Annotated in this window: 22 protein-coding genes; 15 read left to right on the top strand and 7 right to left on the bottom strand. The window is 47.8% G+C overall.

Annotated features, from left to right (window positions below; all coding sequences use genetic code 11):
• Positions 1–79: 79 nt before the first annotated feature.
• The gene (locus tag N5E87_RS18760; RefSeq protein ID WP_220054002.1) at positions 80–916 is read right to left on the bottom strand and encodes a mechanosensitive ion channel family protein; all 837 of its coding nucleotides are present in this window, start codon (positions 914–916) and stop codon (positions 80–82) included.
• Between the two features lie 168 nt (positions 917–1,084).
• On the opposite strand from N5E87_RS18760, the gene N5E87_RS18755 reads away from it, so the two are divergent.
• Positions 1,085–1,564 carry a hypothetical protein gene (locus N5E87_RS18755; RefSeq protein ID WP_088210021.1) on the top strand — a complete coding sequence of 160 codons (480 nt, stop codon included), beginning with the start codon at positions 1,085–1,087 and terminating at the stop codon, positions 1,562–1,564.
• Between the two features lie 430 nt (positions 1,565–1,994).
• The gene (locus N5E87_RS18750) at positions 1,995–3,170 is read left to right on the top strand and encodes a type III PLP-dependent enzyme (RefSeq protein ID WP_088210022.1); all 1,176 of its coding nucleotides are present in this window, start codon (positions 1,995–1,997) and stop codon (positions 3,168–3,170) included.
• Between the two features lie 59 nt (positions 3,171–3,229).
• Here the strand turns inward: N5E87_RS18750 and N5E87_RS18745 are convergent, their stop codons facing one another.
• On the bottom strand, positions 3,230–3,442 hold the full coding sequence (locus tag N5E87_RS18745; RefSeq protein ID WP_011624237.1) for a YdcH family protein: 213 nt from the start codon (positions 3,440–3,442) through the stop codon (positions 3,230–3,232).
• Positions 3,443–3,854: 412 nt separating this feature from the next.
• On the opposite strand from N5E87_RS18745, the gene udp reads away from it, so the two are divergent.
• A complete protein-coding gene (udp, locus tag N5E87_RS18740; RefSeq protein ID WP_011624236.1) occupies positions 3,855–4,613 on the top strand; it encodes a uridine phosphorylase in 759 nt (252 codons plus the stop codon).
• Between the two features lie 93 nt (positions 4,614–4,706).
• Here udp and N5E87_RS18735 read toward each other — a convergent pair whose 3' ends face one another.
• Positions 4,707–5,459, bottom strand: coding sequence for an outer membrane protein OmpK (locus tag N5E87_RS18735; RefSeq protein WP_011624976.1), 753 nt, complete (start codon positions 5,457–5,459; stop codon positions 4,707–4,709).
• Between the two features lie 487 nt (positions 5,460–5,946).
• On the opposite strand from N5E87_RS18735, the gene N5E87_RS18730 reads away from it, so the two are divergent.
• The 3 genes from N5E87_RS18730 to N5E87_RS18720 are packed head-to-tail and all read left to right on the top strand — an operon-like array spanning position 5,947 to position 8,296.
• Positions 5,947–6,417: an NfeD family protein gene (locus N5E87_RS18730; RefSeq protein ID WP_011718445.1), complete on the top strand. Its 471-nt coding sequence runs from the start codon at positions 5,947–5,949 to the stop codon at positions 6,415–6,417.
• Between the two features lie 11 nt (positions 6,418–6,428).
• Positions 6,429–7,364, top strand: coding sequence for a slipin family protein (locus N5E87_RS18725; protein ID WP_279775690.1), 936 nt, complete (start codon positions 6,429–6,431; stop codon positions 7,362–7,364).
• Positions 7,364–8,296, top strand: coding sequence for a stomatin-like protein (locus tag N5E87_RS18720; RefSeq protein ID WP_088210025.1), 933 nt, complete (start codon positions 7,364–7,366; stop codon positions 8,294–8,296). Before N5E87_RS18725 ends, N5E87_RS18720 begins: the two co-directional genes overlap by 1 nt.
• A gap of 207 nt (positions 8,297–8,503) precedes the next feature.
• Here the strand turns inward: N5E87_RS18720 and N5E87_RS18715 are convergent, their stop codons facing one another.
• From N5E87_RS18715 to priA, 4 genes are all read right to left on the bottom strand, one after another.
• Positions 8,504–8,728: a hypothetical protein gene (locus tag N5E87_RS18715; protein ID WP_011624229.1), complete on the bottom strand. Its 225-nt coding sequence runs from the start codon at positions 8,726–8,728 to the stop codon at positions 8,504–8,506.
• A gap of 567 nt (positions 8,729–9,295) precedes the next feature.
• Complete coding sequence (locus tag N5E87_RS18710) at positions 9,296–9,991, bottom strand: SPOR domain-containing protein (protein ID WP_279775688.1); 696 nt, start codon at positions 9,989–9,991, stop codon at positions 9,296–9,298.
• A gap of 3 nt (positions 9,992–9,994) precedes the next feature.
• Positions 9,995–11,740 (bottom strand): arginine--tRNA ligase, encoded by a 1,746-nt coding sequence (gene argS, locus N5E87_RS18705; RefSeq protein WP_279775687.1) that lies wholly within the window; start codon positions 11,738–11,740, stop codon positions 9,995–9,997.
• A gap of 111 nt (positions 11,741–11,851) precedes the next feature.
• Entirely contained in the window at positions 11,852–14,062 is a 2,211-nt protein-coding gene (priA, locus tag N5E87_RS18700; RefSeq protein WP_279775686.1) for a primosomal protein N', read from the bottom strand.
• Between the two features lie 103 nt (positions 14,063–14,165).
• Here priA and N5E87_RS18695 point away from each other — a divergent pair, with 103 nt between their 5' ends.
• The 9 genes from N5E87_RS18695 to mshL all read left to right on the top strand — a co-directional run bounded on the left by N5E87_RS18695 (position 14,166) and on the right by mshL (position 23,966).
• Positions 14,166–15,341, top strand: a complete 1,176-nt coding sequence (locus N5E87_RS18695; protein WP_279775685.1) for a FimV/HubP family polar landmark protein — start codon at positions 14,166–14,168, stop codon at positions 15,339–15,341.
• 165 nt (positions 15,342–15,506) lie between these two features.
• Positions 15,507–15,719, top strand: coding sequence for a 50S ribosomal protein L31 (gene rpmE, locus N5E87_RS18690; RefSeq protein WP_011624224.1), 213 nt, complete (start codon positions 15,507–15,509; stop codon positions 15,717–15,719).
• Positions 15,720–16,230: 511 nt separating this feature from the next.
• Positions 16,231–17,475, top strand: coding sequence for a malic enzyme-like NAD(P)-binding protein (locus N5E87_RS18685; protein WP_086902251.1), 1,245 nt, complete (start codon positions 16,231–16,233; stop codon positions 17,473–17,475).
• Positions 17,476–17,688: 213 nt separating this feature from the next.
• Complete coding sequence (gene csrD, locus N5E87_RS18680) at positions 17,689–19,599, top strand: RNase E specificity factor CsrD (RefSeq protein WP_279775683.1); 1,911 nt, start codon at positions 17,689–17,691, stop codon at positions 19,597–19,599.
• A 238-nt stretch (positions 19,600–19,837) separates the two neighbouring features.
• Entirely contained in the window at positions 19,838–20,716 is an 879-nt protein-coding gene (locus N5E87_RS18675; RefSeq protein ID WP_279775682.1) for an MSHA biogenesis protein MshI, read from the top strand.
• Positions 20,713–21,315 carry a PilN domain-containing protein gene (locus N5E87_RS18670; protein ID WP_279775681.1) on the top strand — a complete coding sequence of 201 codons (603 nt, stop codon included), beginning with the start codon at positions 20,713–20,715 and terminating at the stop codon, positions 21,313–21,315. Before N5E87_RS18675 ends, N5E87_RS18670 begins: the two co-directional genes overlap by 4 nt.
• Positions 21,312–21,962 (top strand): MSHA biogenesis protein MshJ, encoded by a 651-nt coding sequence (locus N5E87_RS18665; RefSeq protein WP_279775680.1) that lies wholly within the window; start codon positions 21,312–21,314, stop codon positions 21,960–21,962. The genes N5E87_RS18670 and N5E87_RS18665 overlap by 4 nt, the downstream gene beginning before the upstream one ends.
• Positions 21,949–22,266 (top strand): MSHA biogenesis protein MshK, encoded by a 318-nt coding sequence (locus N5E87_RS18660; RefSeq protein ID WP_126512036.1) that lies wholly within the window; start codon positions 21,949–21,951, stop codon positions 22,264–22,266. Before N5E87_RS18665 ends, N5E87_RS18660 begins: the two co-directional genes overlap by 14 nt.
• 14 nt (positions 22,267–22,280) lie before the next feature.
• Positions 22,281–23,966: a pilus (MSHA type) biogenesis protein MshL gene (mshL, locus tag N5E87_RS18655; protein WP_279775679.1), complete on the top strand. Its 1,686-nt coding sequence runs from the start codon at positions 22,281–22,283 to the stop codon at positions 23,964–23,966.
• The last annotated feature ends 6 nt before the right edge of the window (positions 23,967–23,972 follow it).

Genomic DNA, 23,972 nt, shown 5'->3' with positions numbered 1-23,972 from the left:
ACGCGTATCCCGACAAAATTGCAAGTTAACTGTGTCAGATGAGGCGGATGTTTGAAGTCATTCGCCTCGATGGATGCGCTTACTTTTCTTGCAAATGAATTTCTCGCACTGGGCAAGCCATTTCGATTCCAGCCTGTTTGAGGGCGTTGTAAATCGCTAGATTTATCTTGTATTTATGCTGGAAGTAACTTTGGGTCGGTACCCAGTAACGCACACCAATCTCGATGCCGATGGCATTAAAACCATTGATACCAATATTTGGCGTAGTGTCCTGACTGACATTGGGGTTTTGGCTCAGCAGCTCAGTGATGAGGCTTATCGCCGCCTCGGGGTCGTTGTTATAACTCAGGTTAAATTGGGTTTCGACCAGCTTATTGCTGAAGGAGTTATGTAAGATCTCGCCGACGATGTGCTTGTTAGGAATGCTAATTTGCTCGCCTTCCTCATTGGTTAAAATCGTCATCCCCAAATTAATCCGCGTGACGACACCACTTTCACCTTTGATTTCGATGGTATTTCCGACCACAAAAGGGCGAGTCACAATAATGGTGACCCCAGCGGCATAGTTCGACAGCATCCCCTGTAGGGCTAAACCTGCACCGAGGGAAGCTGCACCAATTGCCGCCACCATGGGGGTGACGCTAATGCCTATCTTGCCTAGGGCTATAATCGCCACCATGACAATGATCAGGATACGGATCAGATTGCTGACAAAGTTACTGAGGGTGATGTCGATTTGGTGTTTTTCACACTGTTTGGCCACTAAGCGCGAGACTTTGCTGGCGACCCACAGACCCAACAAAAAGACCAGCGCGGCACCGAGTAATTGGAAACTATAATTGACTAAAAACTCGGTGATCAGCTGGTAAACGCCCTGCAGTTGTTGCAATTCTTGATCGAGTCCTGGTGTTATCATTATGATATCCTTGCAATAAATTTAACCGCCCTAGTATAACGCACAATTGCTTTGAAAGGCGTATTCGTCATGCATTGTGAAGCGTATCATGTAATGGTTCGGATTAAATGAGCCGATTGCGAGACTCGGGTATGCTATTGCCCGTATCAAAAATGGAGTTAAGTGTTTATGAGAAAGCTGTTGTTGTGCCTGTCCTTCCTTTTCACTCCCATGATGGCCTTGGCGGCAAGTTATGTTGCTGGGGATGCGATCAATCCTATTTCATTACAGGATCAAAACGAGCAAGCGGTCAGTGTGACCGACGACACCAAAGTGGTGCTTTTTAGCCGTAGTATGAAAGGTGGCGATATTATTAAAGAAACCCTGACGCCATTGGCGGGAGATAAATTTCCGCAGCATTTAGTTTATGTGGCGGATATCAGTGGCATGCCATCGTTGATCGCTAAATTTGTCGCCGTGCCGCAAATGCAGGAGTTGCCCTTTGCCATTGGGTTAGACAGAGAGGGCGAGATCAGCCGCCTGTTACCCGATACTAAAGATATGGCGACGATGATTTTACTGGATCACCGCAATATTCAGGACATCGCCTACTTCGATTCGAGTGAAGCCTTAAGCCAAGCTCTAGCTAAATTAAACGAGTCGCAATAGCCCGTTCTTCGTGGTCAATGTTGAGGGGGGCTATGTTGAAGGGCTCACCCCTCAACTCATTTCATCTCGCTTTAGAGTGGTGATTCTGGGCTCGCACGGATTGAGCTGGAATCGCTCATCGGCCGACCAGTGTTACTCAGTATTTTTCCTCAGATCATCCTTAGCTGCATAAGCTTGGATTGTCGTCGTAAAAAATTCATTTTTCCTACCTCAAAAACGTCAAAATTCTCTGTTGTGCTCTTGTGCATAATTATCTGTTTTGATGGCAGTTTTTTTACGTTTGTCACTGCTTAAAATTTCGCGGAATAAAAAGTTAGTTATTAAGCATAAAAATTCGTTGCGTTAAATAAAAAAATAGCGTTTACTGCGCACGTTTTTAAGACAGATAACCCAATTTTTTACCATTTGACCCAAAGGAGACTCTGGCCCAATGAGCCAATTTCAATCTATTGATGTTGCTGACTATTATGATGCTCAAACCTTCAAGCGTATTGAAGAGTTTGCCAAAGATAAAGCGACCCCGTTCGTGGTGATTGATACCAGTATCATTGCGAAACAATACGATGACATGGTTAATAGTTTTCCTTATGCCGATGTTTATTATGCAGTTAAGGCAAACCCTGCGGCTGAGATCCTGACGTTACTGAAAAACAAAGGGTCAAACTTCGATATTGCGTCGATTTATGAATTAGATATGGTCACTAACGTGGGCGTAACGCCTGACCGCGTGAGCTATGGCAATACCATCAAAAAGCGTCAAGATGTGCGTGCGTTTTATGAGCGTGGTGTGCGTATGTATGCATCGGATTCTGAAGCCGACTTACGTATGATCGCCGAAGAAGCGCCGGGTTCACGCATCTATGTGCGTATCCTGACCGAAGGCACAGACACCGCCGACTGGCCACTGTCTCGTAAGTTTGGTTGCCAAAATGAGATGGCTTATGAGCTGTTAGTTCTGGCGAAGGAATTAGGCTTAGAGCCCTTTGGTATTTCATTCCACGTGGGTTCACAGCAACGTGATATCGGCGCTTGGGATTCGGCGATTGGTAAAGTGAAGAGCATCTTCGACCGTCTGCGCGATGAGCACAATATCGTCCTGAAGATGATCAATATGGGTGGCGGTTTCCCTGCTAACTATATCGACAAAACCAATCAACTCGGTGTGTATGCTGAGCAAATCACTCACTTCCTGAAGGAAGATTTTGGTGACGATTTGCCACAGATCATTCTGGAGCCAGGTCGCTCGCTGATCTCTAACGCTGGGGTATTGGTGTCTGAGGTGGTGCTGATCAGTAAGAAATCCTACACTGCATTAGAGCGTTGGGTATTTACCGATGTGGGTAAGTTCTCTGGTCTAATCGAAACTATGGATGAAGCAATCAAATTCCCAATCTTCACCCATAAACAAGGTGAGTTGGATAAATGTGTTATCGCCGGCCCGACTTGCGATAGTGCCGACATCATGTACGAGCACTACAGCTATGGTCTGCCGAATGACCTAGCGATTGGAGACCGTATGTACTGGTTAACTGCTGGTGCTTACACCACCACTTATTCAGCGGTGTGTTTTAACGGTTTCCCGCCTCTGAAGGATTACTACCTGTAATCTTGACCGCAAGGCAACAAAAAGGGCGCTTAGGCGCCCTTCGTTTTTGGCGTCACCACTTAATTGTGGGATTTGAGAATTTGATAGATCTCTTCTTTTAAATGCAGTTTTTTGCTTTTGAGTTCTTTCACTGTGGGATTGAAATCACTGCCAACGCGTTTTTCCAGTTGTTTGATTTCTTCATCTAATTGATTGTGCTCGTTGAATTTACGTTGAAAATGAGCATCTTGAGTCTTTAAGGTGGTAATGAGATCTCGATATTCTGGAAACATTGGCGTTCTCCTTGTCGTCTTTTATCGTGCTTTGGTCTCGTCTTAACCCTAACCTTAGGCACGATGATGAAACGTGATATGGATCAATATTTGTCCTCCTACAGATTAATACTAAAGGGTGATTTCAGCAAACTAGATATAAATCAATAACCTATATATTTTATATTGCTCGGTGTGGCGAGTGAGTCAGATCTGGCTCACACTTACTTTCACCTGATTGGCGAGTGCCCACAGAAACATCACAGATTTGCTATCTTTGTGATCAAGCTGTAATAGGTTTGGTAATTACATTACGAATGAACAATTCTTCTTGCCGATAATTCTGTGATCAAGTTAACCTTCACCGCTTCGATACTAGGTTAAAGTCGATTCAATAAGAATTTTATTATCAAAAATGAAAGGGGTTTTCACGATGGCTGATGTATTTCACTTAGGTTTGACCAAAGCGATGCTCGATGGTGCCACTTTGGCGATTGTGCCGGGCGATCCAGAGCGTGTAAAACGTATTGCCGAGTTAATGGATAATGCCACATTCCTCGCAAGCCACCGCGAGTACACCAGCTACTTAGCGTATGCTGACGGTAAGCCTGTGGTGATTTGCTCTACCGGTATCGGTGGTCCATCGACTTCTATCGCAGTAGAAGAGTTAGCGCAATTAGGCGTGAATACCTTCCTGCGTGTGGGTACCACAGGTGCGATTCAACCCCATGTAAATGTGGGTGATGTGATTGTGACTCAAGCGTCAGTGCGTTTAGATGGCGCAAGCTTACATTTTGCACCTATGGAGTTCCCAGCGGTTGCTAACTTCGAATGTACCACAGCTATGGTTGCTGCGTGCCGCGATGCGGGCGTAGAGCCACATATCGGTGTTACTGCATCTTCTGATACCTTCTACCCAGGTCAAGAGCGCTATGACACTGTGACTGGCCGTGTGACCCGTCGTTTTGCTGGCTCAATGAAAGAGTGGCAGGATATGGGCGTGCTGAACTATGAAATGGAATCAGCGACCCTATTCACTATGTGTGCGACTCAAGGTTGGCGTGCGGCGTGTGTGGCTGGCGTTATCGTAAACCGCACTCAACAGGAAATCCCGAACGAAGCGACAATGAAGCAAACTGAAGTCAGTGCTGTTTCTATCGTTGTAGCTGCGGCTAAGAAGCTTCTGGCTTAATTCGGCGACGCGCTCCCCTGCAAAGCGAGTGTTGCGTGCGTAATAAAAAAGGTGCCCTAGGCACCTTTTTTATTCGCTGTTGTATCACTTAGATTAGAAGTGGTACTGAGCAATCACAGAATAAGTGTCTTGGTCGACACCCTTCACGCCGTACTTGTTGGTCCACAGATCGTACTCGATACCGACAAGTAATTTATTTGCCTTATGGTCACCAAATAGGCTCTTACCTAAATCGTATTTCAGCTGCGGGTTGAAGTGGAAGTTTTCTTCGTAGCCACTGTTATCCGTGGCAAATACCCAATCGATAAAGCCATCGAGCACGATATTAGCAGACCCTACAGGGATATCGATTCTGAAGACTGGGGTGAACTGCCAGCCATCACTGATATTGCCAGAGCTCATCGCATCGCGACGATAGGTGTTGAAGTTAAGGTAGGTAAAGTAAGGTACGGCAACATCGACCCCTAAGCCATAGAGCAAGCTATGCACAGGGCCTTCACCTTCTTCGTAGGTGAGGGCTAATGAAAGATCGGTAATAGGGCCGAACGCAATTTTTTCGCCGAGGATTTTGCTCGCGCTAAAGCGAGGTGAAATCTCTCCGTAGGTGGTGCTATCCATGCCCGTGTGGTCGCCTTTGAAGTAGATAAAATCTTGGAAGGCAAACCAATCACCGTATTTCCATGCACCAGCGGTTTCGAGTGTGACTGTCGCTTGCTTGTCCGAAGGAGCCAAGTCGTAGTCTTCGCCATAAAGAGCGGTTGCACTGAAATCCCACCACTGTACTAAGTCACCAGCAAATGCTTGAGGTGAAAGCATTAATGCTAGACATAGGCATGTCTTTTTCATTGTTATTTCCTGTTGTAGGGGTAGAGGCTAAATAAAGTTGTACTCAGTTCCTGCTCCGAGGGCAGAACCTACAAACGGCTAGGGTGGAGCGGCTTGTATGGGTGCTGGCTGAGGGCAAGGTAAAAAGTGCGGGCAATATATGCAAAAATTTACAATTATTCAAAGTTTTTATCGAATGTTGTTGTGAAAATCACATAATCAAATTGTGAATTTTAAGGTGTTTAATTTATTGATTTTTAGTGATTATTTTATTTTTCGATACGTTGTTGATGATATTGTGAGCTAACTTTTTGAATTGATTGTGCTTAATTTTAGAACAACTCGGGTCGATATTTTGCCGCGAGTCAATTCATCCCCTCATTTTCCCAAGTTAATTGTCTTGCCGTGCTTTTTAAATCGGCGTATAAATTTATGACATATTATGTCGCATATCTGTCACTCTGCTGCTATAGTGCTGCACAGGATGCTCTCATTTCAGGGGGGGAATATGGAGTTTTCGAATCTGATTTTAGTTTGGTCTATTATCGGGATTATCTTGATGTTAGCCGAGCTGGTGATACCTGGAGGTATTGTCGTGCTACTCGGCGCCGCCTGCTTAGTGGTGGCTGGCGCCTTATGGATTGGCCTAGTGGAAGGTGTGGTTCAAAGCCTGACACTGTGGTTTATTTCCGCCATCGTCTTATTACTCGCCTTTCGGCAAGTCACTCAAAAATTGGTTGGTGGAGATTCCCATGTGGATAACACCGATGAAGAACTTGATATTTACAATCAAATCGCCCGTGTGAAACAAACCATAGGTCCAGGACAAACGACAGGAAGAGTCGAGTTTCAAGGGAGCGAATGGCCCGCATTGGGGGATGGTAGTATCATTGCTGCGGGCACTGAGGTCAGGATTATCTGCCGTGAAAACATTGCCCTAGTGGTTGAGCCTGTTGATCAGGCAACGTCTCAAAACTAAAGGATGAGTCTATGTTTGTGTTTACCTTAGTCATTTTATTTGTCTTGTTTATTCTCTATAAGCTGATGCTGATAGTGCCGATGCGTGAGGTGCATGTCATTGAGCGGTTGGGGAAATTCCGTACCGTACTGCAACCTGGATTCCACTTCTTAATCCCTTTCTTCGATCGCGTCGCATATAAACACGATACCCGTGAGCAAGTGCTCGACGTGCCGCCACAAAGCTGTATCTCAAAGGATAACACTCAGCTTGAAGTGGATGGTTTAGTGTATCTCAAGGTCATGGACGGCAAGTTAGCGAGCTACGGTATTGAAAACTATCGTAAAGCTGCCGTGAATCTGGCACAGACCACTATGCGTTCTGAAATCGGTAAGCTCACACTTAGCGAGACCTTTTCCGAGCGTGACCGCTTAAATGAATCCATAGTGCGCGAGATTGATAAGGCGTCAGAGCCTTGGGGGATCAAAGTCCTACGTTATGAGATCCGCAATATCACGCCATCGCGCCATGTGATCCATACCCTCGAAAAACAAATGGAAGCCGAGCGTCGTAAGCGCGCCGAAATCACCTTGGCCAATGCCGAAAAGGCCGCGATGATCAATATGTCAGAGGGTGAACGCCAAGAGGCGATTAACATTTCTGAAGGCCAAAAACAGAAGCGTATCAACGAAGCTAAAGGTACGGGACAAGAAATTGCCATTATCGCTAAGGCCAAGTCTGAAGGCATGGCAATGATTTCCCAAGCGTTAGCGGTCAATGGCGGTAACGATGCGATGAATATGTTGTTAAAAGAGCAGTTTATTGCTCAGGTCGGTAAGATCCTCAACGATTCGCAAGTGTCAGTTGTCCCCGCAGAGATGGCAAAACTCGAAGGATTCTTCGAAGGAATGGAACAAGTCACCCAAACCGTGGCTGGCCATAATGCAACTAGCAAAGGAGCACGCTAATGCAAATCCCATTGAATACTGATGTCGCGGTAATGGTCATTTGGGGACTAATTTTCGCCATATTTGTGATTAAGCTGTTCCAATCCATCCGCTTAGTTCCGACTAAATCGGCTTATATTGTTGAACGTTTAGGTAAGTACCACTCGACGCTAGATGCGGGGTTCCACACCTTAATTCCTTTTGTCGATAAAGTGGCTTATATCCATGACTTAAAAGAGGAAACGATCGACGTACCACCACAGGAGTGTTTCTCAAGTGACGAAGTGAATGTGGAAGTCGATGGGGTGATTTATATCTCTGTTACCGATCCTGTGAAGGCCAGCTATGGCATCACAGACTATCGCTATGCAGCGATTCAATTAGCGCAGACCACCACGCGCTCAGTGATCGGCACCTTAGATCTCGACCGCACCTTCGAAGAGAGGGATGTGATTTCCGCCAAGGTAGTGGAAGTGCTCGACCAAGCGGGTGCCATGTGGGGTATTCGCGTACACCGCTATGAGATTAAGAACATCACGCCGCCCGAGACAGTGAAAAACGCCATGGAAATGCAAGTGAACGCTGAGCGTGAGCGCCGTGCATTACTGGCAAAGAGTGAGGGTGATAAGCAGAGTAAGATCAATCGCTCCGAAGGGATTAAAGCGGAAACCGTAAACCGCTCTGAGGGTGAAATGCAGCGCCGTATCAACGAGGCTGAAGGTAAAGCGGAGGAGATTTTAACCCTGTCGCGAGCCACTGCGGAATCGATTGAGCGTTTAGCGACTGTAATTGCGGCGCCAGGTGGCCATAACGCACTGCGGATGCAGCTCGGTGAGCAGTACTTTAAGCAGCTCGATGGCTTAAGCCAGAAATCTAGCCGTGTGGTGCTGCCCGGTAATATGGTCGATTTCGATTACTGGATGAATAGCATAGGCTTAAAAGAGAAAGCTTAATGCGCATAAACTATGCTACGGCTTAAATATTCATCAGCTTAAGCCCCATAAACCTAAGGCCAAATAGTGATATTTGGCCTTATTTTTTGCGGTTTTGCATGGGATTAAGGATAGAAAAAGCAGGTTAAAAATATCTGTTAACTGGCGCGGCGAATGGGGAACTCAATGCAGCCGTCCATTGGCGTATCGCGTCATCTTCAGCCGTGATTAATAGGCCAGACGCTCTGAAATTTCAGAGTGGGAATGGGTTTCGATAAGACGCGCTATGGTGTCTTGTTCGAGCACCGCTAGGGCCGAAATCTCGTTGTAAATCTTATCCTGTACATCCAGAGGCATGTGCACATGCTCCATATACATTCGGATGCTTAAGGCGTCACCGCTTTTGAACAGTTGGCTGAATTCAGAGGCTTCAATCTCGATTAATGCATTCATAATACTTCACCCTGAGGTTGGATTTTTGATGAGTAGACAACAGGTTTTGCTGTTACCTAAGAGATACGCCTAAGTTTGATCTAGGTCAATTAAACGCCATATTAATCTTTCTTAATAAACAAGTTTACTCTTTAAAAATAAATGGTTATAAATTTCATATAATGAAATTGTGACTTATACCAATCACATTAAATATCTAATCAGTTCAGAGCCTCACAGGCATCTCAATCCAAGGCGCATTGACGAAGAAATGGTTATTCCCTTTTAAGTCAATGTAACACGGGAGTGAGATGCCTGTGAGGCTCCCGAAGGGCGGGGTTGAACGGGCTTTATACTGCGTTTAAGGCTTTCGACAGAGCGCCACTATGCCTTCAAGCCTTCGCCTTGTCTAAAGCCCGTTTAACTCCCGCTGAATGAACAGATATTTAATACGATTGGTATTAGCTCAATGTTTGAAACGGGGCGAAAGAGGGGGGGGGAGCAAACTTCAGTTGGCAAGAAGATAAAAAAATCGCGGCGCGTGATGGGTCACGCGCCGCGATATTCAGACTGATTTAGCGAGCGGAGTTACTTTGGAACGGCTAACAGCTGGCAGCCATTGATCCCCGCATTTTGCAAGGTGTGGCGTTTACGCTCGGCATCACGCCTACGTTCGTAGGGGCCGAGGATAACCTTGTACCACGTGCCTGAGGTGCCTTCAATTTGTCTGACCTGCGCTTCTAATCCTTGGAACGCAATCACTGCCTTCATCTGGTTCGCCTGAGACTCTTGACGGAATGAGGCGCACTGCAATTGATATTGCTGTGGTGTACGCGTCGACACGACATCGGGAATATCCACTTCGACGTTTTTATTCTCAAGCTCGTCCAGATAGGTCCATTCTTCCTTAGGCTTGGGTGGCAAGGCGTTCGGATCTTTCTTCGGCGCTTCAACGACCGGCTTTTCTTCCACCGGTGCAGTGACTACCACGGCTTGGCGCTCGGCCTCTTTCACCTTAGGCGTCAGAATCGTTGCCGGTTCTTTTGCCTTAGTCAGCTTCTCGGTTTTCACCTCGACAGGCGCTTCCTGCTTGGCGGTATCTTTAATGCTAAACAGAAAATAGCCAAAACTGCCGACGGCAATAAAGGCGAACAGGATCAACGGGATCGGGAGTTTACGGCGAGGCGCAGCCTTTTTAGCCGCAGGCCTCGCTCGTGTTGCGCGCATGGGGCGCTGTTTCGCGCCTGCTTGCGGTCTTCTGTTGGCATAGTCACGATTGCTCATGGCTTACATCCGTTCTAGGGTTTCGATACCTAGTAGATTTAGGCCTTTTTGCAGCGTGTTGGCCGTCAATTGTGACAGCAGTAAACGGCTATGCTTTTGCTCGTCGTTATCGGCGGCAAGCACTGGGCAGGCCTCGTAGAAGCTAGAGAAAGCCCCCGCTAATTCATAGAGGTAACCGCAAAGTACATGTGGTTGGCCCTTGTTGACCACGCGGCTGAGGATTTCACCAAACTGCGCCAGTTTGTTGCCTAGATCTTTCTCTTTTTCGTGGTCGAGTACAATCTTGGCTTGGCTTAAGTCAATATCGGTCGCACGTTTGAAGATACCAGCAACGCGGGTGTAGGCGTAAAGCAGGTAAGGCGCGGTATTGCCTTCAAAACTCAGCATTTGCTCGAAGCTGAAGATGTAATCGCTGGTACGGTTTTTCGACAGGTCAGCGTATTTGACTGCGCTGATCCCCACAACACGGGCAATTTCAGCTAGGGTCGCTTCATCCATATCTGGGTTTTTGCTGCGAACCAGCTCAAGCGCGCGAGTATTGGCTTCATCCAGTAGATCAACCAGTTTCACCACGCCACCGGTACGGGTCTTGAACGGACGACCATCTTCGCCATTCATGGTACCGAAGCCTAAGTGCTCCAGTGACATATCGTTACGGACAAACTTGGCCAGCTTGGCAAGGCTAAATACTTGTTGGAAGTGCAGCGCTTGGCGTAAATCGACAAAGTAGAGTACGCGGTCGGCTTTTAGCACGCTTGAACGGTAACGCATAGCCGCTAAGTCGGTAGTGGCATAGAGGTAACCACCATCGGCCTTTTGAATGATAACAGGCAGCGCCTCGCCTTCTTTGTTACGGAATTCTTCTTGGAAGACCACTTTGGCGCCGTTGCTTTGGGTCAGTAAACCTTGGGCGTCTAAATCTTTGACTACTTGTTCTAAGTCGGCGTTATAGGCGCTTTCACCGTGTACGTCGGCGCGGGTTAAGCTCACCCCCAAACGCTCGTACACTTCGTGGCAGTGACTTAAGGAAATGTCGTTAAATTCACGCCACAGTTTGTTGCAGTATTCGTCGCCTGATTGCAGTTCAACCACGAGCTGACGGGCACGGGTCGCGAACTCTGCAGATTCGTCAAAACGCAGTTTGGCGGCGCGGTAGAAGGTTTCGAGATCCGATAATTCTAATTGGGCTTGTTCGCCATTTTGCGCGCGCAATTCTTCCATGTAAGCCAGCAACATACCAAACTGGGTACCCCAGTCGCCTACGTGGTTTTGGCGGATCACTTTGTGGCCTAAAAACTCGAGGGTACGCACCACGCTGTCACCAATGATGGTCGAACGCAGGTGGCCGACGTGCATCTCTTTGGCGAGGTTAGGTGAAGAGTAGTCCACGACGATAGTTTGTGGCGTTGGTAGCTTAATCCCTAAATGCTCATCGCTAATTGCAGCCTGTAATTGGTTCGCTAAGGCGCTGTCATCAATGAAGAAGTTGATAAAACCAGGGCCTGCGATTTCAACTTTCGCCACATAGGCTGAGGCGGGTAGGTTGTCGATGATCAGCTGCGCCAATTCGCGGGGATTTTTACCCGCCGCTTTGGTTAGCATCATGGCTAAGTTGGTTGCCAGATCGCCATGGCTCTTATCCTTGGTTCGATCTACTTGAATTCGCGCCTCAAAATCCGCAGGCAAAATACCTTGTTGTTTAAAGGATTCGATAGTTTGTTCAAGTAATGATTGGATATGTGATTTCATGGATTAATTAGCTACTAACTTTAAGAATGAATACAGGGAATAACCGCGTATTTTAGCCGTTTGTGGTGACTAATTGCTATCTTCCCGATGATTTTTTATCAAATTATTGAATCACAACAGATCCTGCGGATCTCTGTCTAGGCTCCAGCGACAACGTTTGGCCTCTGGCAGCTGTTCGACGAGGGGATAAATCCGCTCAAACTCCTGCTGTAATCTATGTCTGTGCTTGGCTTGAAACATCAATTGGCGGCGAAACTTGCCAGCTTTTCTGTCGAGTGGCGCTGGCATTGGGCCGATGATTTCAAACTCTTTATCCTGGGGCAGCAGCGCTGCAAACGCATTAAGAAAGTTATCGGCATCCACGGCGGAGTGGGCTTCTGCGCGCACTAGTACCATGTGCCAAGCGGGAGGCAGCAGCGCCATTTGGCGCTCCTTTAATTGGCTGCGGGCAAACTCGCCATAACCCCGGTGGAGCAAATCCCTCAGTATCGGGTTATCACTCTGGTGAGTTTGCAGCAATACAGTGCCGGGTTTGTTGGCGCGACCAGCACGGCCAGCGACCTGTGTATAGAGCTGGCCGAAGCGCTCTGGCGCCCTAAAGTCGGCGCTAAAGAGCGCGCCATCGACATCCAGTAATCCCACTAAGGTCACATCAGGAAAGTGGTGCCCCTTGGCAAGCATTTGAGTGCCGACCAAGATCTTGTATTCGCCCTTATGAATAGCGCTTAAGTGGCTTTCGAGCGAGCCCTTAAGGCGGGTGGTGTCACGATCGATTCGCACCACGGGATATTTTGGGAATTCCTGCTGCAATGCTTCGGCGAGCTGTTCTGTGCCGATACCTTGGCCCACCAACATGGTGCTGCCGCAATTATGGCACTGCCTTGGAATGGCATATTGGTTGCCACAGTGGTGGCAGCGGATCTCCCCAAGGGATTGATGCACAGTAAAAAAGGCATCGCAGCGGTCACACTCGTGTAAGTGCCCACACTCGTGGCAGAGCAGTGCTGGAGCAAAGCCTCGGCGGTTCAAAAACAGTAATACCTGATTCCCAGCCTCTAAATGGCTGCGGATTTCATTGATGAGTGGCGCCGACATCCCCGCCTTGAGGGGCAGGTTTTTGATATCGATAATCCCTTGGCGTACTTTTTTCGCATTACCCGCTCGCTCCCCGAGTTGCAGGTGATGATATCTACCACTGAGGGCATTTTGCAGGGTTTCTAACGAGGGTGTCGCCGAACCTAAAATCACCGGGATCGATTCTAAATGTCCGCGCATCACGGCGAGGTCTCGGGCGTGGTAGCCAACGCCTTCCTGCTGTTTAAAGCTACTGTCGTGCTCTTCGTCGAGAATAATCACGCCGGGAAAAGCCATGGGCGTAAATAGGGCGGAGCGAGTACCAATGATGATGGCGGCTTGGCCACAGCGGGCCTGTCGCCAAGCTTCGAGGCGCTGGTTATCGGTCAGCCCCGAATGCAGCACGGCCACATTGACCTTAAAGCGGCGCTTAAAACGATTGATGGTTTGCGGCGTTAAGCCAATCTCAGGTACGAGGATCAGCGCTTGCTTACCCTGCTTAAGGATATGTTCGAGTACGGCTAAATAGACCTCGGTTTTACCCGAACCGGTAATGCCCTCGAGCAGAGTGCAGTGGTATCCTTGCTGTTGGGTGAGCAGAGTGACGGCAACTGCTTGTTCCTTATTGAGTCTATGGGGGGCTTCATCGAGTTCCAGTTGGCTGCGCCAATCGAGATTGAGCTCGGCGAGTTTCTCGTGTCTAGCAATCCAGCCCTTATCCTCTAAGGTTTTGAGCGCGGCTTTATTCAGTTCTAAACTGATGACGTCTTCCTGCGTCAGGCTGGTTTGCTGTAAGCGTTCGAGTAAGCGTTTTTGAGCCGGAGCGCGTTTTAATGTCTCAGGCGCAATATTGCTGCCCAGCTCTGTGATTTGCCAGTACTGAATTTTTTGCGGCGCTGCATCGAGCCCTTTACGCAGCGCCACGGGGAGCGCCTGTGTCAGCATTTGCCCTTGGCTGCAAAAGTAATATCTTGCGGCCCAGAGGGTTAATTTATAAAGCGATTCTGGCAATAAAGGTGCGTCATCAATAAACTCTATGACAGATTTGAGTTGCGTAGGTGCCAGTTCGCAGCTGTCGGTGATGGCGGTAACAAGGCCAATCAGTTGCTGGCGTCCAAAGGGGACTTTTACTCTTATACCAATCTGAGGCTCTTGGGTGCTTTGATTAGCGTGTTCATCGGTATCGACTCGATAGGTAAAGTTTTGCCGCATAGGCACCGGTAACGCAACTTCAACAAACAGTGACATATGCAGGTCGAGTCTTAAGGGAAATGAGGTTTAGTGTACTCAGCACGGCTAGCGAGGGCTAGTCCTAATGACAGTTTATCCAAGGATAGTTGAGAGTAAGTAAATGACTAAAATAGCGAAATCATTAGGACTATTCGCCTTAGTGTGTTGCGCTTGTGTGCAGGCGCAAGTTTCCCATGTGAGTATCAATAGCCGCATGTTTGAATTGGGCGCTTACCCCAGAATGCGCGTCAATGTGATCACCGATAATCAGGATATGACGCGGCTCGAATTTGCGGTGCTGCAGTCAGGCGGTGAAGAGAAACTCATGGCCGAGCAGCTTAACCGTTTCTTGGTTTTGCTAACGGGTGTGGAGGATGTGACCGACCCCAAGGCACGGCTGTTGGTACGTGAATATCGTGTCGACCGCTGGTATGAAGTGAAAAATCTGCCACTGTTTGATAATGCTTCCTCTGCGGTATCACCCGTAACGCAAGCAAAAACGGCGGTTGTGAAATCAAGCAAAGCGGCCGCAGCCGAGACCAGTCAGCTGGCGGCAAGCTCTGCTAAAAGTGACAAAACCACAGTTAAATCAACTAAGGTTGTGCAAGAGGTGAATTTAGTCACCGCTGAAGCTGATGTTGTGCCCGTTGCGCCCGTTGTTGTGGCTGCGGTGACGGCAGAAGTTGCCGCGACGCCTCGCAGCTCTGGATTTACCTTCCCTGAGGATAAGTCTGAGATTAAAGCATCCTCCACCTCGAGTTCGTCTGTAGTGAAATCTGATGAAGCTAAACCTAAGGCTGCTAAATCAGAAGTGACTAACTCTGATCCATCTAAATCTGAGCCATCTAAAGCTGATATGCCTACACCTGAGCCGTCGACAACAGAAGTCGCAAGCGTGCAGGCTGTTGCGCAAGCGCCAGCTGATGTACCAAAAGTCGACAAGAGCAAGACTGCGGTTGATGCACCCGAAGTTAAGGCAGCCGAAGCAACTGCTGTAGAGGCTAAGATCGTGAGTTCGATAAATGCCAATGCAACAAACTCGGGTGAGTGTATGTTGGATTATCACAACGAGACGTTATGGCGTATTGCCAATCGCTATGCCCCTGAATGGAAAGTGAGTGTGTATGGCGCCATGCTGGCGATCCACGATGCCAACCCTAAGGCATTTTCGAAGAATCGGATTAACGCGCTGAAGAAAGATGCCACGCTTTATTGCCCATCGGCCGAGATACTTTCGCGTTATCCCGATGCGCAGGCGGCAAGGACGAGTTTCGAAGATAGGGAAGCGGGGAGATAACTGTCAGTGAACAAGTAGACTATCGTGAAAATGCTCAGATAATCTACTTGTGTCTGCGTGGGTGATACTGTAGTATCCTGCGCCCTAACATATCGTTATTAACTGCATGTGGTGTCCGACTTCGGGTTGGAAGAGCGACATGGCCTTACATTTGAGGTAATCCCAATGAAACCAGGTATCCACCCAGAATATGCAGTAATCACTGCAAACTGTACTTGTGGCAACGTAATCAAAGTAAACTCTACTGCTGGTAAAGACCTGCACTTAGACGTTTGTGGTGCATGTCACCCATTCTACACAGGTACACAAAAAGTTGTTGATACAGGCGGTCGTATCGACAAGTTCAACAAGCGTTTCGGTATGCTTGGCAAGAAATAATTGCGTTAGCAATGTTTCTAAAAGAGGCGCCTATGGCGCCTTTTTGCTTTCTGGTCTTCTGGCACAAAATCGCTACTTATCTGCCTTTCTGGTACGACTTCACTTAAAAAAGCATCAAAGTCACTTTATAGGGGCTTAAAGTCGCCTAAATCGACTTATTTATAGCAATTAACTATAAGATAACTGAGTTACTCATCTCTATTGTAATTTAATCAACATTTTTCGCATTGTGAGGCGTTTTTTCATTGCTTTAGTGGGTTATGTTCGTTTGTTTCCTACAAATTTAAACGGATAATCATCCTCTATTGGCAGAGATAAGTTTATAAAACTTGGCTTAGAGAGATAAATCTGTCGCAAAGGCGAAATTTCTCAATATCTTATTTAAAAATTAACCCAATTGGCGTATCTTACCCCGACCTGCCACACTGTTTAAATCGCCCGTAAATGAGGTGATCTTGGGTTGGTCGGCCTTACTTCCATACTTATAAATGTCGCATTTCAGGATGTTAAAATGTCAGATATTCGTCAACAAGCACTCGATTATCATGAATTCCCCGTTCCCGGTAAAACCGCAGTCTGCCTCACTAAACCTGCTGAAACCAGCCATGACCTCGCACTAGCCTATAGCCCTGGTGTTGCTGAACCGGTACGTGAAATTGCTGCTAATCCTGACAATGCATATCGTTACACCAACAAAGGTAACACAGTCGCTGTTATCACCAACGGCACAGCGATTCTGGGTTTAGGTAACTTAGGCCCATTGGCGTCAAAACCGGTGATGGAAGGTAAGGCTCTGTTGTTTAAACACTTTGCAAATATCGACTCGACCGATATCGAAGTGACCCACAATACTCCTGAAGAGTTTATTAACACAGTTGCGGCGATCGCTGGCACCTTTGGTGGGATTAACCTCGAAGACATCAAGGCGCCGGAGTGCTTTGTTATCGAGCGCGAATTGATTGAGCGTTGTAATGTGCCCGTGTTCCACGATGACCAGCACGGCACCGCCATTGTGACCGCAGCGGGTATGATCAACGCCTTAGAAATCCAAGGTAAACTGATCAGTGATGCGACCTTTGTATGTATGGGGGCTGGCGCAGCAGCTATCGCCTGTATGACCATGTTGGTTAAGTGTGGTGCAAACCGTGCCAACATCTATATGTTAGATACCAAAGGCGTTATCCATGCGGGTCGTACCGATCTGAATGAATATAAAGCCCTGTTTGCGAACGATACCGACAAGCGCACCTTGCAAGATGTGATTAAAGGTGCCGACGTTTTCTTAGGTTTATCTGGCCCGAACGTGATTGGCGCTGAAGAAGTGGCCATGATGGCGGATAAGCCAGTGATTTTTGCCTGCTCAAACCCAGATCCTGAAATCAAACCTGAGCTTGCCCACGCAACGCGTAGCGATTTAATCATGGGTACTGGCCGCAGCGATTATCCAAACCAAGTGAACAACGTACTGTGTTTCCCATTCATTTTCCGTGGTGCCTTGGATGTACGTGCATCTTGCATTAACGACGAGATGAAAGTGGCCGCGGTTCACGCGATTGCTGCTTTAGCAAAAGAAGAAGTTCCCGCGAGCGTATTGAAGGCCTATCCAAAGGTGAGTTCATTAAGTTTTGGCCCTGAATATGTGCTGCCAAAACCAATGGATCCACGCTTGTTACCTCGTGTTGCCCGTGCGGTTGCACAGGCTGCGATTGATTCGGGTGTTGCGGCAATCACTACGCTGCCACAATATGCGGATTAAGCGCTAAGTTGATTAACAAAAAAGAGGCTAATTAGCCTCTTTTTTGTTTTAACCTCGGATGAAATTTCTGCGATCAGAATTAGTTTTAGTGGCTTTGAAAACCAATCCTTAGTTGCCTTTTAGCGTATGCTACTGAATAATCTTGGCAGCATTTGTTGAACTCGTGTTAAGAGTGCACCGATAATTATAATAATCCAGCAGGATAGCGGATCGATGAAATTCACTCGAATGTTAACCACAAAATTAACCAGTTTTTGGTTAATGTCTTTGGCCGCTATCGCCTTCGTCTTTTTACTCAGCGCCATGATGAGCTTTGTGCAGTTGACCTATAAGTTTCAACAGCAGAAAGTGTCTGAGCTTGAATCCCTACTTATTGAACATTATCAAACGCAGCCCGATTGGGAATTAGAGTCTTGGTTGCCGCCTATGTTGCTGGCGTACAACGCCGTCGAATTCCGTTTGACCATGAAGAGCGAAGTGCTTTTTGCCTATCAGGGCAATGTGCAGACGCAAAATGCCATGGTGTATACCCATTTGCTCGATCCCAAGTCGGGATTGAATATGACCCTCACGCTGCCACAGCCCTTCGAGCATTACAGCGTCAGTTGGTATGAGTTGCTCATTTTAGGCGTGGGCTTGCTGGCAGTGATTGCGCTGGTGCGTTTTGGTCATGTGTGGTTTTCACAGCAGTTGGATGGTATTGAAGAACTTGCCCAGCGTAGCCGACTGATTTTGCAAGGCAAGCACGAACAAGCACTCGCGACCCCGGGTAATGGTAAGCCGAGGCTGATCAACCGAGCCTTAACTAAGCTGCTCGAAGAATTGCAGGACGCCCATAAAGAGCGCGGCCGTTTCGATAAGTTTATTCGTTCCAACACCTTTTTAGATGCACAAACCCGTATCGGTAATCGACTGTTTCTAAACAACCGTCTGGATGCCTTGAGCCATGATCAAGGCATGGTGGCCCACGGGGTCATTTATCTGTTGGAGATGGACGACCTCGATTTACTGCAACAGGCGAAAGGGGAGAGCGCGGTTAAAGAGTTGCTCCATGCGACAGTTAACAGCATTAACTCTATTTTGCAGACCTTACCCAACAGTATTTTTGCACGCCGCTCCCACAATCAATTTGCGATTGTCGTGCCCCATGTGTCTTTGATTGAGGCCGACCAACTTGCCAGTAAATTACTCAAAGTCTGTCTGAGCCAACCTTTGCCCGATGATGTGGAGAATCAAGACAACTTTTATCACTTGGGCTGCGCTTACTTTACCGCCGGAGATAATGTTAATCAGCTGCTCGATGAAGCCGATATGGCATTACGCGCTGCGCAGTTACAAGGTAACAGTAATTGGTTTATGTATGATAAGGGCGCAATTGATGAGGAGTTTGCCAAAGGCTCAGTGCGTTGGCGCAGCTTCTTGGAGAATACCTTAGTCCAGCGGCGTTTTTATCCCTTTAGCCAACCAGTGATGGATTCTGACGGCGTTGAACATCACAAGGAAATCTTTACCCGGGCGCGGGATAATCAGGGCGCCTTAGTTCGGGCGACACTCTTTATCCCTATGGCAAACAAATGCGGTTTGATGCCTCAGGTAGAACGGCAGATGATTGAGCGCGTGTTGGGCTTGTTGGCGCAGGAACAACATAAAAATCAAGTTTATAGTGTGAACCTGAGCCTAGATACCTTAATGAGCCGTGCCTTTACTCAGTGGCTTAAAACCACTCTGCTCGAATATCGCCATCTGACGCCACAACTGATTTTTGAGGTGTCTGAAGACATCGTTATCCAGCACCAGGATAAGCTTAAGCCTAAGCTGGATATGATCCGTAAGATGGGCGCGCGACTGTGCGTCGACCATGTGGGTCAGCAGGTGGTGGGCACTTACTATATTCGTGAATGCCATTTCGACATGATTAAACTGCATAGATCGATTGTGCGCCATATTCATTTGCGCCCAGAAAATCAATTGTTTATTCGTAGTCTTATCGGTGGTTTATATCGAACCGAAGTGCAAGTCTGTGCCGAGGGCATCGAAGTCTTTGAGGAATGGCAAACCCTACAAATCCTCGGTGTAGGTATGGCGCAGGGCATGTATTTTAGTGAGCCAATTGAGGTGCAATAGCGGGGAATTATTTCCTCAGCGTATGTGATCGCTGTGGAAGAATAGGGCCAAAATGTCGGATTTCTCTATAAAATTCACTGATTAGCGGCTAAACTAGCCTGTGCCAAAATTATGACGCTGGATATGATGGGTTTCACATTTTACAGGTGATGCACATTATCCTTATTTCAGTTTTGGACGTTTGTTATTCGCGCTCTTATGACTCAAGCTTTAACTTTATCGGAAGACAGGCATTTTTATGGATAAAGGACTTTTTGCTCGGTTGGCCTTTTGGCGAGCCAAACAGGCTGGTTCGGCGCTCGGTGTCTATGTCTGTGCCGATAAGCTGTGGGTCTATGCTCCCGCGACTGAAAGTCTTGCAGAACAATGGGTTTCCTATGAGCTGCAACAGGACCAATGGCAACAGGCCTTTGCCAAACTTGCCAATGCCTTTCCCCACGCTTCCTTACAAATAGTCCTTGGTAGTGGCCGCTATCAATTGCTCGTGGCCGACAAACCGAATGTCGATAGTGATGAATTATCCCAAGCTCTGCTTTGGTCCATCAAAGACATGGTGAATATCCCTGTGCCGCAAATTCACTTGGATTACTTTGAGTCGCCCCTGCCGAGCAATAAGCTCAGTGTGGTTGTGGTCGATAAAGAAAAGTTGCGCGCTATGGTGCAGGCCATCAGCGATCAAGGTTTAAGTGTGCTAGGCATTAGCATCGAAGAATTAGCCATGACCAACCTGTTTGATGAGGATAATCAGGCGAGATTGGTCGTGAGCCATCATACAGGGCAAGAGTTATTGCTGACTGTGGTCAAGCAAGGTCAGCTCTATATGCAGCGCCGAGTGCGGGGCTTTACCGAGCTGGATAAGGCCGAAGTCGATGAGCTTAATTACGGACTGGCGGATAACTTAAGCCTAGAAATTCAGCGTTCTATGGATTACTTTGAAAGCCAATTGCGTCAGCCTCCAGTCGCCTCAATTGAATTATTTGCCGACGGCGCAGTGGATGCCTTGGCTAAGTTGGTATCGGCTAACTTTAACCAAGCCGTTAATGTCGTTAATAAGCGTGCCGTGGGCGCGAGCATGGCGGGATTAGCCTTTAGTGAACTTTCACGAGGTGCCGAGTGATAAAATCGAGAGTCAATCTATATTCTGCGGCATTATTACCTCCAAAGCAGAGCCTAACCTTTTCGAAATTAAGGAGTTATACCCTAGGCTTGGTTCTGGTCTGCGCCATACTTGCGGCCTTTAGCTATTGGCAATTGGCCGAGTCTCAGCGGGCGCTGAGCCAAGCCTCTGCGCAAAAACAGCAATTCGATCAGCAAAAAGCGGAACTGGAAGCGCAAATCGCCGCTCGTAAACCCGATGCTGAGTTAGTCGCGCGCGTTGAGCTTGAGTCGCAGCAGCTCGAGTTAAAACAATTATTGATGAATGAGCTGGCACTGCGCTCATCCCTCACCAGCCGAGGTTTTGCGCCCGTGCTGAAGGATTTAGCTATGGTGGCCGATGCGAGTGTTTGGCTGAACCATATTGTGATTAACGAGCAGCACTTTATGTTTGAAGGCTTTGCCGATCATCCGCAGAGCATTCCGCAATGGGTGGGCAAGTTAAAGACAACGAACACTTTAAAAGGTCAGGCTTTTTCGTCTATGACCATGGATCGCGGTGAGGATAAACCGCTGGCTTTCACGCTGACGAGTGAGACCCCAGAGGAGCAGGCGCGATGAAAGCCCGATTTGAACAGTTAGCGCAAAAGTTTGATGTTCTCAGCCAGCGTGAGCGCGGGCTTATCGCTCTCGCCGTGTTAGTGCTGGTCGCCATGTCGGCCTATATGCCTATCGAGTCGCTGTGGAAACAACAGCACTCGATGGCGCAACAAGTGAAGGCGTTAGAGCAAGAAAACAAGATTTCGATGCAACAGATTGATTTATATCAGCAGCGATTGGCTATGGATCCTAATCAGGACTATCGCCAGCGTTTAAACTTGTTGCAGCAACAGAATCAAGAGATTGATGCTCAGCTCAATGAGCAGATGGTGGATATGGTGCCCGCCGATTATATGCCTGAGCTATTAGGTAATCTGCTTGGGCAGGTTCAAGGTATTAAATTACTTAAGTTTACCTCGGTTACGCCCGTGCCACTCCTTGCCGTGGGTGAAGAGAAAAAGCTGAACCTCTACAGCCATGGAATACGCATGAGCTTGGAGGGGGATTATTTTTCTGTGCTGCGCTTTGTTGAAGCGGTAGAGGCTATGCCCGACAAACTTTACTGGAAACGACTCGACTATAAAGTAGCCGAATACCCTAAGGGGAAAATCGATATTGAGCTTTATACCTTGAGTATCAATAAGGACTTTATCAGTGTCGCTAAATAAGCCTTATATTTTCATTGCATTATTGGGGTTGTCGGCCCAAGTATCGGCCGAAACCTTAAGGGATCCGACCTTGCCCGGCAAAGGCTACTCGGCCGCCGGCGCCGTGACTCAGAACCAAAACAAAGCCCTAGTGCTTAACAGCATTGTCAGCTCGGGCAACACGGCCTATGCCGTGATCAACAATAAGATTGTGTCCGTGGGAGACAGCATTCAAGGGGTCAAAGTGGTGCGTATCACCCCCTCGTCGGTCTCCTTGTCTGACGGACGGAAATTAGCATTATTTCAAGCAATAATAGAGAGATAGGGAATAACACTCAGATGACAGCCATTAAATATATTACGCCTCTACTCTCACTTTGCCTTATGGCCTGCCAAACCACGGATAGACCGCAGCCCGTTGCTTCAAAAGAAGCGCTGGCCACCTCAATGCAAACCGCGAGTCAGCCAACGCCTCCACCACCGGCAACTATGCCCGATGCGGTGCAGCGTGAGCTGAACGCCAATGCCATGATGGGTGGGTTAACTCCGCCAATGGAAACGGAGCGTCGTATCGATGTGTCTGCCCATGATGTGGATGCTAGGGTGTTTTTCCCAAGCCTAGTGCAGGGCACTCCCTTTAGCGTGGCAGTGCATCCCGATGTGCAGGGGACGATTTCATTGTCACTTAAAGGCGTGACACTGAGTGAAGCCATTCAAGTGGTGGAAGATATTTATGGTTATGAGGTGAGCCGTGAAGGGCGCATCCTGCGCGTGTTCCCTGCGGGCATGCGGACTGAGACTTTCCCTTTAAATTACTTATACATGGAGCGTGATGGTCTCTCGCTGACCTCAGTGAGTTCGGGCCGGATCTCCGACAATAACAACTCGAATAACAATAACTCCAATAACAACAATTCGAACAACGGCAATTTTGGCAATAACAGCAACAATAACAATTCCAACAACGGTAATTACGGCAACAATAACAGCAGCGATAGCACTAACGGCACCTTTATTCGCTCGCGCACTAAGACCGATTTTTGGGGCGAATTGAAAGAAACCTTGAGCGCCATTATTGGTGACACTGGCGGTGGTCGTCAGGTGGTGGTGACGCCACAGGCGGGATTAGTGACTATTCGTGCCTATCCTAATGAGCTGCGCCAAGTACGCGCCTTTTTAAATTCCGCCGAGAGCCATCTGCAACGCCAAGTGATCCTCGAAGCGAAGATCCTCGAAGTCACTTTGTCTGATGGTTATCAGCAAGGTATTCAGTGGGATAACGTATTGGGCCACGTAGGTAATACCAATATCAATTTTGGTACCTCTGCGGGCGCAGGCTTGAGCGATAAAATCACAGCTTCCCTCGGTGGCGTGACGTCTGTAAGCATTAAAGGCTCAGATTTCAATACCATGATTAGTCTGCTCGACACCCAAGGCGATGTGGACGTGTTATCCAGTCCAAGGGTGACGGCATCGAACAACCAAAAGGCAGTGATTAAGGTCGGTACTGACGAGTATTTTGTGACTGACGTGTCATCAACCACAGTGGCGGGCACTACACCTGTAACCACGCCTCAGGTAGAGTTAACGCCGTTTTTCTCGGGCATCGCGTTGGATGTGACGCCACAAATCGACAAAGACGGCAATGTGCTGCTCCATGTGCATCCTTCCGTTATCGATGTAAAAGAGCAAACCAAGGACATTAAGGTCAGCAGCGAATCCTTAGAACTGCCGCTGGCACAGAGCGAGATCCGTGAATCCGATACCGTTATCCGCGCAGCCTCAGGCGATGTGGTGGTGATCGGTGGTTTGATGAAGAGCGAAAATACTGAAGTGGTTTCTCAAGTGCCACTGCTCGGTGATATTCCGCTCGTGGGCGAATTATTTAAAAACCGCAGCAAGCAGAAGAAGAAAACCGAGCTGATTATTATGTTAAAACCGACCGTTGTGGGCGGGGATACGTGGAAAAACGAGTTAGAGCGTTCTAAGACCTTACTCGACCGTTGGTATCCAGAAAATAAGTAAGCTTCC

Source organism: Shewanella sp. GD03713, assembly GCF_029843705.1.
In the GTDB taxonomy this organism is placed as follows: domain Bacteria; phylum Pseudomonadota; class Gammaproteobacteria; order Enterobacterales; family Shewanellaceae; genus Shewanella.
Note: the sequence above shows the minus strand (reverse complement) of the source record. Positions and strands in the feature narration are given on the sequence as shown.